The sequence below is a fragment of the Streptococcus sp. HJ1 genome, assembly GCF_052399005.1.
In the GTDB taxonomy this organism is placed as follows: Bacteria; Bacillota; Bacilli; order Lactobacillales; family Streptococcaceae; genus Streptococcus.
The window spans coordinates 1170616-1187020 of the sequence record NZ_CP199005.1; the positions used below are offsets into that span (position 1 = coordinate 1170616).

Below are 16405 nucleotides of genomic sequence, written 5' to 3' on the forward strand. Positions count from 1 at the left end.
ATTAACTAGTAAATAGTTTATCTTTATTTACACTATATGTCAAGTTATTTTGCACATTTTCATAAAAAAAAATGAGAACTAGAACTCACATTCTGCTCTCATTTTTCGATTTTATCTTTTCTATATATCCTATCCTGTTTTTAGGAGTTAGAAAATTGGGGTAGGTTTAGTTACTCTCCTTTAGCAATGCCAACAGCTTTTGAACTTCTGCCATAATAGTATTGTTGTCTTGGGCGCCAAATAGCAAGTTATTCTTTAATCCTGTGAGAGTTTCTTTGGCATTGGACTTGATAATGGGGTCTTGGATCTTTGCAAGTAGCTCTTCAGCCTCTCTCAGTTTTTCTTCAACCTTTTCAGTTTCAACCTGAGGTTCTTCTGATTCCTCTAGCGATTCTTCTTCTGGCTCCTCAGTTGGTTTTGGAGATTCTGGTTTCTCACTTTGAGGCTTCTCTTCGCGTGGCTTTTCTTCCTCAGGTTTGTCTGTCCGAGGTTTCTCCTCTGATGGTTTTTCCGTTTGATTGGTATCAGCTTGACCATTTTGGTTTCTTTGAACATGGTCACTTGCATTGCCCCAACCACTATCTGAATGCGGACGTTCGTTTGGATGTTCGACATAGTACTTGACAGTCGCAAAGAGATCTTCTAGACTATACCCCTTAGGTGCCTCATAAAGTCCTTCGTCAAACCACTCAAATTTGATGTTATGGTAATGATCATAATGAGGAATGATTAAACTACCGTTTTTAACTTCCACGGTATGTTGGAGATTGTAAGGCATACGATCAAGCGGCACCTTCTTAGCTGCTTTCACGCGGTTGTAGATAGCTTCTGCTCCTTTAGCCTCCGTATTTCCTGGATTCTGATGGTCTGTTGAAGGAGGAGTCAAACCTTTCTCTTTAGCATAAGCCTGGGCTGCTGCTCTTTCGGCTTCAGACAAACTATCTTTCTTAATCCAATGACTGTGGGTCATATGCGGAGTTACATAGGCATCCCCCTCATCACTGGTGATATCACGAGGATCAAAGATATAGCCATCTTCTGTTGTATACTTGCCTGCCAACTTGGCTACCTGAATCTCATCATCTGTGTAGGCAATTTGCGCATTTGGTTTTCCTAGACGTTCTGGATGACGAATCGGTGCTAGAAAGGCCAAGATATCATCCACCAACTTGACTTTATCACTGCTTTCATCATTTAAACGTTCCAACAGTTTATCCAAAGTGTCAAAATCAGCTTGGCGCCCTCTATTATCAAGTAAGTCTTGATGAACTCTTGCTAGTAAATCATAAGCCTTATTGTAAAATCCTTGATCACCAGATGGGAGGTTGGTTTTCTTAGCTCCGAGTTTATGATCTAAACTTTCTTGCTTGACTAGTTTACTATCAATGGCTGCAGCAGTTTCTGCTGAAAGCTTCTTGGCAGGAATATAACGTGAGATTCCATTCTCCTCAAATACATAGCCATCAGCTACTTTTCGAATCACCTGTTTAACTAATTTTTCATCAATTGGATTGCTTGGAGTTGGTTGAGGAGTTGGTGCAGGTTGCGGGCTTGGACTAGGTTCCGGAGTCGGTTGTGGACTTGGTTGTTCTGGTCTTGAATCCGGCACCAAATGGTTCGAACAATAGCGAAGCGGGATGATGCGAGCGATTCGTTCTTCCAATTCAGACATCTGTAAATAAGGTATGAAATGGTAATGATTCCCATGAGGCACAGCAACTCCTCTAGCTGTTCGACTTGTAATCTGTGCTGGGTCGAAGACAAGGCCATCAGATTCTACGTGTCGTTGGCTGAGCGGCAAGGCGTAAAGTTGTTTCAGAAGGCTATCAATATCCTCATCACTCTGACTTGCTTGGTTATCGTCGCTACTGTTGTTAGCTGTGTTCGTGTTCGTATAGCTGTTGCCTTGATTATTATAGGATGGAGTCCATCTATCTACATCGCTGCTAGCACTGTTGTTATTGGTACGGCGATAAGTAGGCGTATTTGATTGGCCACTTCTACCAGATAGAAAGGCTTCTGCTGCAGCCAATTCGCTGGCTGATAACTCGCTCTTAGGAATGTAATGGTAATGGTCGCCATGAGGAACGATATAAGCATCACCAGTATCTTCAATGATATCGGATGCATTAAAGATGTAACCATCATCTGTGGTGTAGCGTCCCTGTGAACGTGCCAAGGCTACCGCACCATCGTTTGCTGAAGTCCCTCTTTCACGATGCTGACTATGTTCTTGTTTTTGCCGATTGATTTCTTCTTTCGTACGGACATTATCCGCATGTGCAGCATCCTTAAGGTAGACATAGTATTTTCCATCTACCTTGATGACATAACCACCCTTGATTTCACTGACAATATCCTCGTCCTTGAGCTGGTAGTTTGGATCCTTCATCAGCAACTCTTCACTGATGATAGCGTCATAAGGGACCTTGCCATTGTAATAATGATAGTGGTCTCCATGTGAAGTGACATATCCCTGATCTGTTATCTTGATGACGATTTGTTCGGCATTGATACCTTCTTTTTTACTGACCTCATCAGGAGTGAGATCCTCCGTTTTTTGCGCTGATTGTTTACCATCAACGTAAGACACACGATTATTTTCCTTGACTGTTCTAGCTTGATACAGTCCCAATTCATAAGAACAGACACTTAAAATTAAAGCTGCCGCAGAACCAGCTAGGTATTTTTTATTAATTTTCATCGAAACTCTCTTTCTTTTTTAATATTTCTATTTGCAATTCATTTCTAAATTGCAGAAACTCCTCTCTATTAATTAACTGGTTAATAGTTTACTCCTAAATTTGCAACTTGTCAAGAATTTTATGAACCAGTTAAGTATTTTTTGTTCTGACCACAACTTTCTCAAGATTGGACTTTATATAAGAAAAATTAGCTTGAAAATTCTTTAAAAAAATCCCTGCAACTGAGTTGCAAGGACTTTTCGATTAATCAAAATTAACGTATTCTTTTTGAAGTTCAAGAACTTCTTCCATTGTTGAGCATTCTGTAAGGGCACGGTTTGCGTACTCTTCCATCTTAGCTGTATCGAGTTTCTTCATCAAGCTACGTGTACGAAGTACTGATGTTGCTGACATAGAGAACTCATCCAAGCCCATTCCGACAAGAAGTGGAACAGCTTGTTGGTCACCAGCCATCTCACCACACATACCAGCCCATTTACCTTCAGCGTGAGCTGCTTTGATAACGTTGTTAATCAAACGAAGGATTGATGGGTTGTATGGTTGGTAAAGGTATGAAACTTGTTCGTTCATACGGTCTGCTGCCATTGTGTATTGGATCAAGTCGTTTGTACCAATTGAGAAGAAGTCAACTTCTTTAGCAAATTGGTCTGCAAGCATTGCTGCTGCTGGGATTTCGATCATGATACCAACTTGGATATTATCCGCAACTGCAACACCTTCAGCAAGAAGGTTTGCTTTTTCTTCGTCAAAGACTGCTTTCGCTGCACGGAATTCTTTCAAGAGCGCAACCATTGGGAACATGATACGCAATTGACCGTGAACAGACGCACGAAGAAGGGCACGGATTTGTGTGCGGAACATAGCATCTCCAGTCTCAGAGATAGAGATACGAAGGGCACGGAATCCAAGGAATGGGTTCATTTCGTGAGGCATATCGAAGTATGGAAGTTCCTTATCTCCACCGATATCCATTGTACGAACGACAACAGGTTTACCGTTCATTCCTTCAAGTACAGCCTTGTAAGCTTCGTACTGCTCGTCTTCTGTTGGGAAGTCTTGAGAATCCATGTACAAGAACTCTGTACGGTAAAGACCAACAGCTTCAGCACCGTTGTCATTGACACCTTCAACGTCCTTTGGAGTACCGATGTTGGCAGCCAATTCAAAGTGTTTGCCATCAGCAGTTACTGTTTGTGCATCTTTCAAGAGAGCCCATTCAGCTTTTTGTTTCGCATAAGCTTCACCAGCAGCCTTGAATTCAGCCGCTTGCTCATCAGTTGGGTTGATAATAACTTCACCTGTGATACCGTTAACGGCAAGAATGTCACCATCTTTAACGATTTCAGTGATATTGTTTGTACCCAATACTGCTGCAATTTCAAGCGTACGCGCCATGATAGCAGAGTGGCTTGTACGTCCACCAATGTTGGTTACAAAAGCTTTTACAAAGTTTTTGTCCAATTGAGCTGTGTCTGAAGGAGTCAAGTCATGCGCAATCACAATCACTTCTTCGTTGATAGAAGCTGGGTTTGGCAATTTTTTACCAAGGAGGTTAGCCAATACACGTTTTGTCACGTCGCGGATATCCGCTGCACGTTCTTGCATGTACGGGTTGTCTTCCATGCCTTCAAAGATAGTGATAAACATGTCTGTAACTTCTTTAAGACCTGCTTCTGCATTCACTTTCTTCGCGCGGATTGTTTCCTTGATTTGGCTGATCATTTCTGGGTCAGCAAGAACCATTAAGTGAGCGTCAAAAACTTGAGCTGCTTCTTCACCGAGCGTACCTACTGCTTTCTCACGAATAACAGAAAGCTCGTCTTGTGATGCCTGTAGAGCGGCATCAAGGCGAGCTTCTTCTGCGTTTGTATCTTCGACTGTAACAGTCTCAAATGACAAATCCGGTTGAACGAGTAGATATGCTTTTGCAACTGCAACACCGTCAGATGCTGCGATTCCTTTAAGCATTTCTGTCATTTTCCTTATGCCAATCCTTCTTTTTCCATAGTTTCAGTGATTGCAGCGATTGCATCGTCAGCATCTGCACCTTCAGCTGAAATTGTAACGTCAGCACCTTGGCCAACACCAAGACTCATAACACCCATGATTGATTTAAGGTTTACTGATTTACCTTTGTACTCAAGAGTGATATCTGAAGCAAATTTGCTAGCTGTTTGAACCAACAATGTTGCTGGACGTGCATGAATACCTGTTTCTGCCACTACGTGGAAATCTTTAGAAGCCATAGTTTGACTCTCCTTTAATTGTTTCTTATTTGGATTATATGTGATAACCCTTACAAGACTGTATTATATCACCTTCTAGATTATTTTTCAAGTGTTTTATGGACTTTCTTCTATTTCCTTTCAGATAACTTGCTGAAAATCTTCTATTTATCTTACCAATATACAGTATATAGTTTTTTTGTTTTGATAAACTTTGATAGTTCAATGAAAACCCAATTTTACACTCTGACAAAACACTATATATTGTGCTTTGTTTTTGAAACTGTAACTTTTTAGCACAAGATTTAGTTTAAAAAGTTTGACAAAGTTTTTTTTTCTGATATACTAAGAAAGTAATCTATTTTGAAAGAGGAGTTACGAAAATGGTAACCGTTTATTCTAAAAACAACTGTGTCCAATGTAAGATGACCAAACGTTTCTTGGACAGCAACAATGTCGCTTATCGTGAGATCAATCTCGACGAGCAACCAGAGTACATCGATCAAGTTAAAGAGCTCGGTTTCAGCGCAGCTCCTGTTATCCAAACACCAACTGAAGTCTTTTCAGGCTTCCAACCAGGAAAACTGAAACAATTAGCATAATCTTAGTACATCATCCAGAAGAGATTGCTTCTAGGGCTAACTTAGAGGCCTTTCTTTTGTAATTAGATAAGGGAAATTTTATGGGATTAAAACATCTTGAGGACGTAACTTACTTCCGTCTCAATAACGAAATCAACCGTCCTGTCAATGGACAAATCATGCTTCATAAAGATAAGGAAGCCTTGGATGCCTTCTTTAAAGAAAATGTGGTTCCAAATACCATGGTTTTTGATTCAATTACTGATAAAATCAACTACCTTATTGAACATAACTATATCGAAACTGCATTTCTAAAGAAGTACCGTCCAGAGTTTTTGGAAGAATTGCATCAATTTATCAAGGACCAAAACTTCCAATTCAAATCATTCATGGCTGCCTATAAGTTTTACAACCAGTATGCCTTGAAGACTAATGACGGTGAATATTACCTTGAAAGCATGGAAGACCGTGTCTTCTTTAATGCACTTTACTTTGCTGACGGGGATGAAGCGATTGCGACTGATATTGCCAATGAAATCATCCACCAACGCTACCAACCAGCTACTCCTTCCTTCTTGAACGCAGGTCGTGCTCGCCGTGGGGAGTTGGTATCTTGTTTCTTGATTCAAGTAACTGATGACATGAACTCTATCGGCCGTTCCATCAACTCAGCTCTCCAACTTTCACGTATCGGTGGTGGTGTGGGAATTTCCCTCAGCAACCTTCGTGAAGCTGGAGCTCCTATTAAAGGTTATGAAGGTGCTGCTTCTGGTGTCGTACCAGTTATGAAACTCTTCGAAGACAGTTTCTCTTACTCAAACCAACTCGGGCAACGTCAAGGTGCTGGGGTTGTCTACCTCAATGTCTTTCACCCAGATATCATCGCTTTCCTTTCAACTAAGAAAGAAAATGCTGATGAAAAGGTTCGTGTTAAGACCCTCTCACTTGGAGTTGTGGTGCCCGATAAATTCTACGAATTGGCTCGTAAAAATGAAGAAATGTACCTCTTCAGCCCGTACTCTGTAGAACTTGAGTATGGTGTGCCATTCAACTACATCGACATCACTGAAAAATACGATGAATTGGTCGCAAATCCAAATATCCGCAAGACAAAAATCAAAGCTCGTGATTTGGAAACGGAAATTTCTAAATTGCAACAAGAGTCTGGTTACCCTTATGTCGTCAACATTGATACAGCCAACCGTGCTAATCCCGTTGATGGTAAGATTATCATGAGTAACTTGTGTTCTGAGATTCTTCAAGTTCAAGAACCAAGCTTGATCAACGATGCTCAAGAATTCCTTCAAATGGGAACGGACGTTTCATGTAACCTTGGATCAACAAATGTGGTCAACATGATGACTTCACCTGACTTTGGTCGTTCTATTCGCGCTATGGTTCGTGCCCTTACTTTCGTTACAGATAGTTCACACATCGTAGCTGTCCCTACTATCGACCACGGAAACAGTTTAGCTCACACCTTTGGTCTTGGTGCCATGGGGCTTCATAGTTACCTTGCCCAACAACTCATCGAATATGGATCAGCTGAGTCTGTTGAATTCACTAGCATCTACTTTATGCTTATGAACTACTGGACCTTGGTAGAATCTAATAACATCGCGCGTGAACGTGGTATCACCTTCCACAACTTTGAAAAATCAGACTATGCTAACGGTAGCTACTTTGACAAGTATGTAACTGGCGAATTTGTTCCAAAATCAGACCGTGTTAAAGAACTCTTTAAAGATGTCTTTATCCCAAGTGCTACTGACTGGGCTGAACTTCGAGAAAAGGTTCAAGCAGATGGACTTTACCATCAAAACCGTCTAGCTGTTGCTCCAAATGGTTCTATCAGCTACATCAACGACGTTTCTGCTTCTATCCATCCTATTACACAACGTATCGAAGAACGCCAAGAGAAGAAAATAGGTAAGATTTACTACCCTGCCGCAGGATTGTCTACAGATACCATTCCTTACTACACTTCTGCTTATGACATGGATATGCGTAAGGTGATTGATGTTTACGCTGCCGCAACTGAACACGTGGATCAAGGACTTTCACTCACTCTCTTCATGCGTAGCGACATTCCAAAAGGTCTTTACGAATGGAAGAAAGAGAACAAACAAACGACACGTGACTTGTCTATCCTTCGTAACTATGCCTTCAACAAGGGTATCAAGTCTATCTACTACGTCCGTACCTTTACAGATGATGGTGGAGAAGTCGGTGCTAACCAATGTGAAAGCTGTGTAATTTAATTTTTATCTGAGGTAGCCACGTTTTCTCAGACTACTGATTAAGTTAACCGCCAGACAAAACTTGATAAGTATCTTAAATACTATGAAAAACTAAAAAGTCGGGCTTCCGACTTTTTGTGCGATACTCTTCTCAGACTATGATAAAATAGAGATGATTCGGCAATCGCATTATTACATACAGAAAGAGATTTCAAATGGAAACTTACTACAAAGCCATTAACTGGAATGCCATCGAAGATGTCATAGACAAATCAACTTGGGAAAAGCTGACAGAGCAATTCTGGCTCGACACTCGTATCCCCTTGTCAAATGACCTTGACGACTGGAGAAAACTATCAAACAAGGAAAAAGACTTAGTAGGAAAAGTCTTTGGTGGTTTAACGCTTCTTGATACCATGCAGTCAGAAACAGGGGTTCAGGCTCTTCGTTCAGACATCCGTACACCGCATGAGGAAGCTGTTTTCAACAACATCCAATTTATGGAATCTGTTCACGCAAAATCTTACTCTTCTATCTTTTCAACCTTGAATACCAAGGCTGAAATTGAAGAAATCTTTGAATGGACCAACACTAACCCCTACCTTCAAAGAAAAGCTGAAATTATCAACGAAATTTACCTCAATGGTAGCCCACTAGAAAAGAAAGTTGCCAGCGTTTTCCTTGAAACCTTCCTCTTCTACTCTGGTTTCTTTACACCACTTTACTATCTTGGTAACAACAAACTGGCCAACGTTGCGGAAATCATCAAACTGATCATTCGTGATGAGTCTGTTCACGGAACTTACATTGGTTACAAATTCCAACTTGGTTTCAATGAATTGCCTGAAGAAGAGCAAGAAAAACTTAAAGAATGGATGTACGACCTGCTCTACACTCTCTACGAGAACGAAGAAGGTTATACTGAAAGTCTCTATGACGGTGTTGGTTGGACCGAAGAAGTTAAAACCTTCCTTCGCTACAATGCCAATAAGGCTCTGATGAATCTTGGACAAGATCCACTCTTCCCAGATTCAGCAGATGATGTCAATCCTATCGTCATGAACGGTATTTCAACAGGAACTTCTAACCACGACTTCTTCTCTCAAGTCGGAAATGGTTACCTCCTTGGTGAAGTTGAAGCCATGCAAGACGAGGATTACAACTACGGTTTGGACTAATTTGACCAATCATTCAAAATATCATGGTTTGTTTAAAACAACCATGATATTTTTGTTTTTGTTTTATTTTGTTTTTTTCTATTTGATTGATTGAGCGTTTTATGGTAAGATAATAATAGTAGAAATCGAGGTGATAAGGATGCTAAAGCAAGAAAAACTAGATAGTATTCTAGAAGCAGTAAACACAAAAGGCACTATTACTGTAAAAGAGATTATGGAGAGTCTTGATGTGTCAGATATGACAGCTCGCCGCTATTTACAAGAACTAGCAGACAAGGATTTGCTGGTCCGTGTGCATGGTGGCGCTGAAAAACTTCGTACAGGTTCTCTCTTAAACAACGAACGCTCAAACATCGAAAAACAAGGCTTGCAGATTGCTGAAAAACAAGAAATTAGCCGTTTTGCAGGTCATTTGATTGACGAAGGTGAAACCATTTTTATTGGTCCAGGAACAACCTTAGAATGTTTTGCTCGTGAACTCCCTATCGATAACATTCGTGTTGTAACAAACAGTCTTCCTGTCTTTCTCATCCTAAACGAACGAAAACTAACAGATTTGATCTTGATTGGTGGAAATTATCGCTCTATCACTGGAGCTTTTGTGGGAACACTTACCCTGCAGGATTTAGCCAATCTTCAGTTTTCTAAAGCTTTTGTAAGTTGTAATGGTATTAAGGATAAGGCAATTGCTACTTTCAGTGAAGAAGAGGGCGAGGTTCAACGAATCGCCCTGAACAATGCCAATAAAAAATACTTACTGGCAGACCACAGTAAGTTTAATAAGTTTGATTTTTATACTTTCTACAATATCTCAGAGATTGATACCATCGTTTCAGATTCCAAACTAAGTCAGGAAACATTTGAAGACCTGTCAAAACAAACAACCATTCTTTTATCAAAACCATAAAAATTCCCCTGCCTTTTGGCGGGGAATTTTTGTTGAATTTTAATCAATAAGTTGTGTCTCAGCTAGTTTCTTGTACCAGTGAGCCGATTTCTTTGGATAGCGCTCCTGAGTTTCAAAATCAACATAGAAGAGGCCATAACGTTTTTCATAACCGTTTGACCATGAGAAGACGTCCATCAATGACCAGATAAAGTAGCCTTTGACGTTGGCTCCATCAGAGATTGCATCTGCAATCACTTCGATATGTTTCTTAACATAATCAATACGACCATCATCGTAAACAGTGTTATCAACAAACTCATCTTTGTATCCAAGACCATTTTCAGTAATGTAAATCTTGTTGTAGTTAGGATAATCTTTCTTCACCCGCATGATTTGGTCATACAAACCTTGAGGGTAGATAATCCAATCCCAATCCGTACGTGGTACATAATCAGGAGCTACACGACGACCAACACCTTTGATTTGGTACTTAGAGCTTCCTTTCTCACCTTTACCATTATGGATAATTTCAGTTTCTCCATCAAAGGCTTGCATCCAATCACTCATGTAGTAGTTAATTCCAAGGAAGTCGTTCAAGTCTTTTGCAGCTTCTAGCACAGCGAAGTCTTCTTCACGCAAATCTAAGCTTCCACCATTGACTGCTAAGATATGGTTGACACCTTCCATGGTTTCTTCGGAATATCGTCCTAGATAAGTCGCATCCAAAATAAATTTATTGTGGATGATATCTTCCAGCTCAGCAGCACGAACATCTGCTTGATTTTCAGGATCTAGAGGATATTTAGTAGGCAGGGCATGAACCACACCAATTTCACCTTTATAACCTTTATCTTTATATAACTTGACTGCACGTGCATGCGACACCATCATATTGTGGTGCGATTGGAAGACTTTGGCAAGGTCGTACTGAATACCTGGAGGGAATTTCCCAATCAAATACTGACCATCACCGATTGGTCCAATTTCATTAAAGGTTGTCCAATAGTTTACTTCTGGGAATTCTTCAAAACAGAAAGCCGCGTAGTCTACAAAGTGTTCAATGTTTTCACGGTTTAAGAAGTCTCCATTTGAATGTAGAGCTTCTGGCGTATCAAAGTGATGAAGAGTTACAAAGGGCTCAACATGCCGTTTGTGACATTCTGCAAATAGATTATGATAGAACTCAACCCCCTTGTCATTAATCTTCCCATAACCAGTTGGAAAGATACGTGACCAAGCGATTGAAATACGGATACCATTGACACCATACTCTTCTGCAAGTTTGAGGTCAACTGGGTATTTGTGATAGAAATCACTGGCTGGTTCAGCAGTGTACCAGTAGTTATCTTTGAGGTATTTGTCCCAGGCAACTGGTCCTTTACCATCAGTATTGGTCGCACCTTCTGCTTGATAGGCTGCTGTTGCCCCGCCAAAAATAAAGTCTTTTGGAAGTGTTTTTGTCATTTGATTCACCTTTCAAGAAATAGAAATGAGATGGGGGTATAGTTGGGAGGAGTTCTTCCATCTCACTTCTTTGCTATTTACATTTTATTCTTCGAACTGCGCTTGAACAAAGGCAAGAGCGCCTTTTCCGTCACGAGTCAGTTTAATGTATTGGCCACCTTCTGTCTTGGCAAGTTTGATACCAAGTTTGTCGGTTTCGGCCTTCATGTCTTCAAAGTTTGAAGCTACTTGAGGAGCAAGGATAACCAGATCAAACTCAGGCAACATTTCACGGTGAGCTCCATAGCCACCAGCTGCTGCTTTAACAGGAACCTTGTACTCCGCAGCTGCTTTGTTTAGAGCATTTGCAAGGAGACCACTTGTACCTCCGCCTGCACAGAGAACGAGAACATTGGTTTCTTCAGTAATTGTGTTTTGCGCTGCTTCTACACCAGCTTTTTCAAGAATCGCATCTGCTTTAGCAGTATTGAAGTTTGCAGCTACTTTTTCTTTTAATTCATCATTGGCTTTACCAGAACGTTCTTCTTCAAGGATTTGTTCATCATAAACCTTGAGGAATGGATAGTAAATAGCTACGTCAACAAGAATTAACAAAGCAGCAAGTACAAATGACAAGAATTGGAAGTTTGTACCGAGAACAATACCGAGCGGACCTGGTGTTGTCCAAGGAAGGTTGGCAGTAAATGAGTTCATGCCAAGCGTTTCAATAAAGAATTTAAAGATCCATACGTTTGCGATTGGAGCAAAGATAAATGGAATAAAGAAAATTGGGTTCAAGACAAGTGGCGCACCAAACAGGATTGGTTCGTTTACTCCAAAGAATGTTGGAACAACAGACGCACGTCCGATTGCACGGTTACGTTTTGATTTTGTTAACCACATGAACATGAATGGAACAACCAGTGTCGCACCAGTACCACCCATGGTAACGATAAACATTTGTGTACCAGAAGTAAGAATCTTGTCAGCGTGCATACCTTGTTGGAGAAGGTTCAAGTTTACTTCGGCATTTGCATAGGTAATAGCTGCGATTGCTGGTTCAACGATAGATGGACCATGGATACCAACAAACCAGAAGAAGGCAAAGGCACCAAAGATAATGGTAATACCAAGATAGCCATCAGCTGCAGAGAATAATGGTGCAAAGAATTTACCGATTGATTCTGCTACACTGGCTCCAACAAAATGACGAGCTAGTAAATCAAGAGCATAAAGAGAAACCACTGATAGAGTGAATGGAATCACATCTTTAAAGACTTGTGAGATATTTGGTGGAACTTCGTCAGGCATGCGAATAGTGACGTTGTTCTTAACACAAACCTTATAGATTGCTACGGTTACAAAGGCAGCAAGAAAGGCTGAAAGCAAGCCTTTTGTCCCAAGGAAACCTGTCGCAAAGCCACCTTCAATCGGGTCAGCTGCTAACATCAACAAACCAACAATCGCTGCCAATAGTGTTGACATATAGTTGATTTGATTGGTTTTCTCCATGCTACGGTTTACTGAGTCGGTCAATGACTTAGCTGTTGTACCAGCTACCAAGAGAGCTAGAATCCCCATTGAATAACTATAAGGTTTCATGAGGAGATTAACAACATCATCAGACCATTTAAAGCCCCATGAGTTTGGTACAAAAGCAATCAAGATAAAGATACTTGAGAAGAGAATAACGGGCATACCAGCGATGAAACCATCACGAATAGCACGAAGATAGATATTACGAGATAGTTTCTCAAAGAAAGGCTTCCCTTTCTCGATAAATGAAATTAGTTTGTTCATTACTTAACTCCTCTCTTATAGAGTTCGATTAAATGGTGCATCAAATCTTTTAACAAGATAGTTGTCATCAAGTGGTCTTGACCATGCATCATGGTTACACTATAAGCTAAGTCCTCACCAGCTGCCTCCTTGGTCAATAGACTTGTTTGCGCGTGGTGTGCCTCAGCGATGCAACCACCAGCTTCCTCTACGAGAGTATCAGCTTTCGCAAAATCGCCAGCTTCAGCAGCTTTCAAGGCTTCCAATAGTTTTGAACGAGCATCGCCAGCATAGGCAACAATCTCAAAACCTAATAATGTTACTTCTTCTCTATTCATAATAGAGTCCTCCTTATATATTGTTTGATAAATCTTATGACAGTAAACGTTGTATATGTAGAACTAGATAAACTCGCTCACTCTTATACAAATCAAGACCAGTATGTTGCGTAATCACATCATAGATTTTGGAACCAATCTCAAATGCTTTTGGATAGGATTGTTTAATATGATCTTCCATATCCAGAAGTGATTGATTATCATCTCTAGATCTGTCTAAATAATCCAAGAAATAGTTGAGATGAATCATAAAACGATCATAGAAATGATTATTCTCTTTGGTTCGTTGAATTGCATAACCCTTTAGCACTTCTTCAACATTCCTGAGAATTTCTTTCCTCTTATCTATCGACTCCACAACTTCCACTTCATTCTCACCTTCGGCATTGATGAAATGATAAGCGATCCGAATAATTTCATCTTCAGGGAAATGATCTGTCAACTTCTGACGATAGATTTCAAAGGCTTCCTTTGCGATTTGAAAAGCGACAGGATACTTAGTGGAAATATCTGGCAGATTACTATCCTTGTACCTTCCTTGTGTTAGAGCTTGATAAGAACAGTAAATATGATCCGTCAAGGTCACATAGAGATATTCTTGAATCGGATAATGATATTTCTTAGAAAGCTTATCAATAATCTCATAGGTCACTGTGATAAAATCAAGCGGAACATCTTTGAGGAGAGCCATAAAGTTTTCTCTTGACTCTTCTGTCTTCATCCGAAAGATTTTCTCAACTTGATCTTCAGAAATTAAATCCCCCTTCTTTTTCCCAAATGCAATCCCCTTACCAATCACAATCACCTCTTCTCCTTTGTCATTTCTGACAAGCGAGACGTTGTGATTCATTGGGTTTAGAATTCGATACATGGCAACCTCCTTTTATCTCTTAAAGGTATATGAGTACAAAAAATGACCACAAATGAACTAGAAAATCAGCCGATTTCTAATTCACCTGTGATCATGCCTAATATTACTTAGTAACACTCACCTTGTATTAACTTGTGATTTAAGTATAGCACAAGTAAGTTTTTTTGTAAACCTTTACATTCAACTTTTTTTAAAATTTTTATTTAGATCAATGTTCCTAAGATTAGGGGGAAAACTTATACACGTTCAGTCCATGAAGTTGCTGTTGTTTGAAGAACCTTGTTGAGTTCGTCAATGTTCTCAAATCCAGTTGTGCGTAGCCATTCACGAGCTGCTGCCTCACCATCTTTGATGTAAGCTTCAACTGATCCAGCCCAAGTTGCACGGCCACAAAGAACGCCGTTGAAGTTTGCGCCTGATTCGTGAGCAAAGACAAGCGTTTCTTGGAAGAGTTTAGCTGATACACCCGCACTCAAGTAGATATACGGCAAGTTAGTTGCTTCATCTTGAGCTTTGAAGAAGGCTGCTGCTGCTTCACGTGTATGAACGATTTCACCATCGCCAAAGCCTTCAACGTATTTGACGTTGACTGGAACTTCCACTTTCAAGACATCGATGTTGAAACGTGGGTCTGAGAAGACCTTCATAGCGCCGATAACCTTGTGTGGTTTTACTTTGGCGTATTCTGCAGAACCTGCGTCAGCGATTTTTTCATCGTAAGCCAAGATTTCAAGGAAGAATGGAATGTCTTCCGCCACACACTCTGAACCGATGCGTTCGATGTAAGCTTGTTTTTCTTGGTTGAGTTCGTCAGCGCTGTCTACATCGTAGTAAAGCAAGAATTTGACAGCGTCTGCACCTTGTTCTTTAATGCGTTTGGCAGACCAAACATCCAAGCAGTCAGGCAAGCGTTTAGTGCTAGTTGTGTCATAACCCGTTTTTTCATAAGCAAGGAGAAGACCGGCGTTGGCATCAAGCGCTTTTGTAGCTGGAAGTCCATACTCAGGGTCTAGAAGCATAGAGGATGCGTATTTTGTCAATTCATCTGCAACCAATACTTTAAGTTCTTCCATTTGAGCCACTGTTGGTTCTTCTGTTTGGTATTGAGCCATGAGGCGTTTCAAAGCACCACGTTGGTCAAAGGCAAGGGCTGAGATAATGCCGTTCTCGTCAGAGAGTTTTTCTAAGCGTGCACGTTTTTGTTCTGTTAAAGCCATTTTATACCTCTTTTACTATTAATTGATCATATAGAGCTTGATAGTTGGCCATATTCACATGACCTGTCATTTTTTCTTGAGCATTAAGCATACCAAGGACATTTGCCTTGATGAGGAGTTCTGCATCCGATTCCTTATGAAGAAGTCCTGATGAAATCCCTGCCACAGTAGAATCACCAGATCCAACAGGATTGACTACCTGAATTCTTGGAATATCTACTTTGTAGAAAGTGTCACCATGTTTTGCAAAAGCACCATTTGCACCAAGTGACACGATAATCCACTCAATCCCTGCAAATAGAGGCTCTTGAAGAACTTCTTTTAATTCATCCAAATCCTCAGAAACTTCTTTCCCAAGAAGCTGAGACAATTCTTCGTTATTTGGTTTGATTACTGTTGGTTTATGTGGTGATTCAAGAACCGCCTGAAGGGCAGCACCTGAGCAATCCAGAACAACTGGTTTTCCTGCGCGATTAGCAAGTTCTACTAAGCTTGCATAGTAGTCAACTGGAAGACCTGCTGGCAGACTACCAGAGATGGCTACTACTTCCACAGTGTCAAGAAGATTTTCGAAATGAGCCAAGAAATCTTGCCCTTCTTGTTCAAGAACTTCGGGACCTTTTTCAAGGATTTCTGTTTGGTTATCTCCGTGCAGAATAGCGATACAGTTACGAGTCTCTCCTTGAATGGAGAAGAAACGTTTCGTTACTTTATCGTCGATATGCTCTACTAAAAACTCTCCAAGTTTACCACCGACCAAACCAGTAGCAACAACAGAATCACCAAATTCTGAAAGCACTCGTGTAACATTGAGGCCTTTACCACCAGCTGTCTTGGTCACGTCCACCACGCGGTTGACAGTGTCAATTTTCAATTCATCCAAAGGATAAGAAATATCAATGGATGGATTCATTGTGACTGTTAAAATCATGCGTCACC

13 protein-coding genes are annotated in these 16405 nt (G+C 40.5%); 4 read left to right on the top strand and 9 right to left on the bottom strand.

What is annotated here, in order from left to right; genetic code table 11:
• Positions 1-166: 166 nt before the first annotated feature.
• The 3 genes from ACT17O_RS06020 to ACT17O_RS06030 all read right to left on the bottom strand — a co-directional run bounded on the left by ACT17O_RS06020 (position 167) and on the right by ACT17O_RS06030 (position 4951).
• On the bottom strand, positions 167-2704 hold the full coding sequence (locus ACT17O_RS06020) for a pneumococcal-type histidine triad protein (protein ID WP_444817233.1): 2538 nt from the start codon (positions 2702-2704) through the stop codon (positions 167-169).
• Positions 2705-2948: 244 nt separating this feature from the next.
• Positions 2949-4682, bottom strand: a complete 1734-nt coding sequence (ptsP, locus tag ACT17O_RS06025; RefSeq protein ID WP_049500730.1) for a phosphoenolpyruvate--protein phosphotransferase — start codon at positions 4680-4682, stop codon at positions 2949-2951.
• Between the two features lie 5 nt (positions 4683-4687).
• Positions 4688-4951, bottom strand: coding sequence for a phosphocarrier protein HPr (locus tag ACT17O_RS06030; RefSeq protein ID WP_000146948.1), 264 nt, complete (start codon positions 4949-4951; stop codon positions 4688-4690).
• A 362-nt stretch (positions 4952-5313) separates the two neighbouring features.
• On the opposite strand from ACT17O_RS06030, the gene nrdH reads away from it, so the two are divergent.
• From nrdH to ACT17O_RS06050, 4 genes are all read left to right on the top strand, one after another.
• Positions 5314-5532: a glutaredoxin-like protein NrdH gene (nrdH, locus tag ACT17O_RS06035; RefSeq protein ID WP_000259240.1), complete on the top strand. Its 219-nt coding sequence runs from the start codon at positions 5314-5316 to the stop codon at positions 5530-5532.
• Positions 5533-5612: 80 nt separating this feature from the next.
• Complete coding sequence (gene nrdE, locus ACT17O_RS06040) at positions 5613-7772, top strand: class 1b ribonucleoside-diphosphate reductase subunit alpha (protein ID WP_000523274.1); 2160 nt, start codon at positions 5613-5615, stop codon at positions 7770-7772.
• 194 nt (positions 7773-7966) lie between these two features.
• Positions 7967-8929 carry a class 1b ribonucleoside-diphosphate reductase subunit beta gene (gene nrdF / locus ACT17O_RS06045; protein WP_000451378.1) on the top strand — a complete coding sequence of 321 codons (963 nt, stop codon included), beginning with the start codon at positions 7967-7969 and terminating at the stop codon, positions 8927-8929.
• A 139-nt stretch (positions 8930-9068) separates the two neighbouring features.
• Positions 9069-9836 carry a DeoR/GlpR family DNA-binding transcription regulator gene (locus ACT17O_RS06050; protein ID WP_444817234.1) on the top strand — a complete coding sequence of 256 codons (768 nt, stop codon included), beginning with the start codon at positions 9069-9071 and terminating at the stop codon, positions 9834-9836.
• A 39-nt stretch (positions 9837-9875) separates the two neighbouring features.
• On the opposite strand, the gene lacG is transcribed toward ACT17O_RS06050, so the two are convergent.
• The 6 genes from lacG to ACT17O_RS06080 all read right to left on the bottom strand — a co-directional run bounded on the left by lacG (position 9876) and on the right by ACT17O_RS06080 (position 16397).
• On the bottom strand, positions 9876-11282 hold the full coding sequence (gene lacG, locus ACT17O_RS06055) for a 6-phospho-beta-galactosidase (RefSeq protein ID WP_444817235.1): 1407 nt from the start codon (positions 11280-11282) through the stop codon (positions 9876-9878).
• An 84-nt stretch (positions 11283-11366) separates the two neighbouring features.
• Positions 11367-13061 carry a lactose-specific PTS transporter subunit EIIC gene (locus ACT17O_RS06060; RefSeq protein ID WP_061421069.1) on the bottom strand — a complete coding sequence of 565 codons (1695 nt, stop codon included), beginning with the start codon at positions 13059-13061 and terminating at the stop codon, positions 11367-11369.
• Positions 13061-13378, bottom strand: coding sequence for a PTS lactose/cellobiose transporter subunit IIA (locus tag ACT17O_RS06065; protein ID WP_001078327.1), 318 nt, complete (start codon positions 13376-13378; stop codon positions 13061-13063). Before ACT17O_RS06065 ends, ACT17O_RS06060 begins: the two co-directional genes overlap by 1 nt.
• Positions 13379-13412: 34 nt before the next feature.
• A complete protein-coding gene (locus ACT17O_RS06070) occupies positions 13413-14249 on the bottom strand; it encodes a PRD domain-containing protein (protein WP_444817236.1) in 837 nt (278 codons plus the stop codon).
• A gap of 236 nt (positions 14250-14485) precedes the next feature.
• Entirely contained in the window at positions 14486-15466 is a 981-nt protein-coding gene (gene lacD / locus ACT17O_RS06075; RefSeq protein ID WP_444817237.1) for a tagatose-bisphosphate aldolase, read from the bottom strand.
• Between the two features lies 1 nt (position 15467).
• Positions 15468-16397: a tagatose-6-phosphate kinase gene (locus ACT17O_RS06080; protein ID WP_444817238.1), complete on the bottom strand. Its 930-nt coding sequence runs from the start codon at positions 16395-16397 to the stop codon at positions 15468-15470.
• Positions 16398-16405 lie beyond the last annotated feature (8 nt).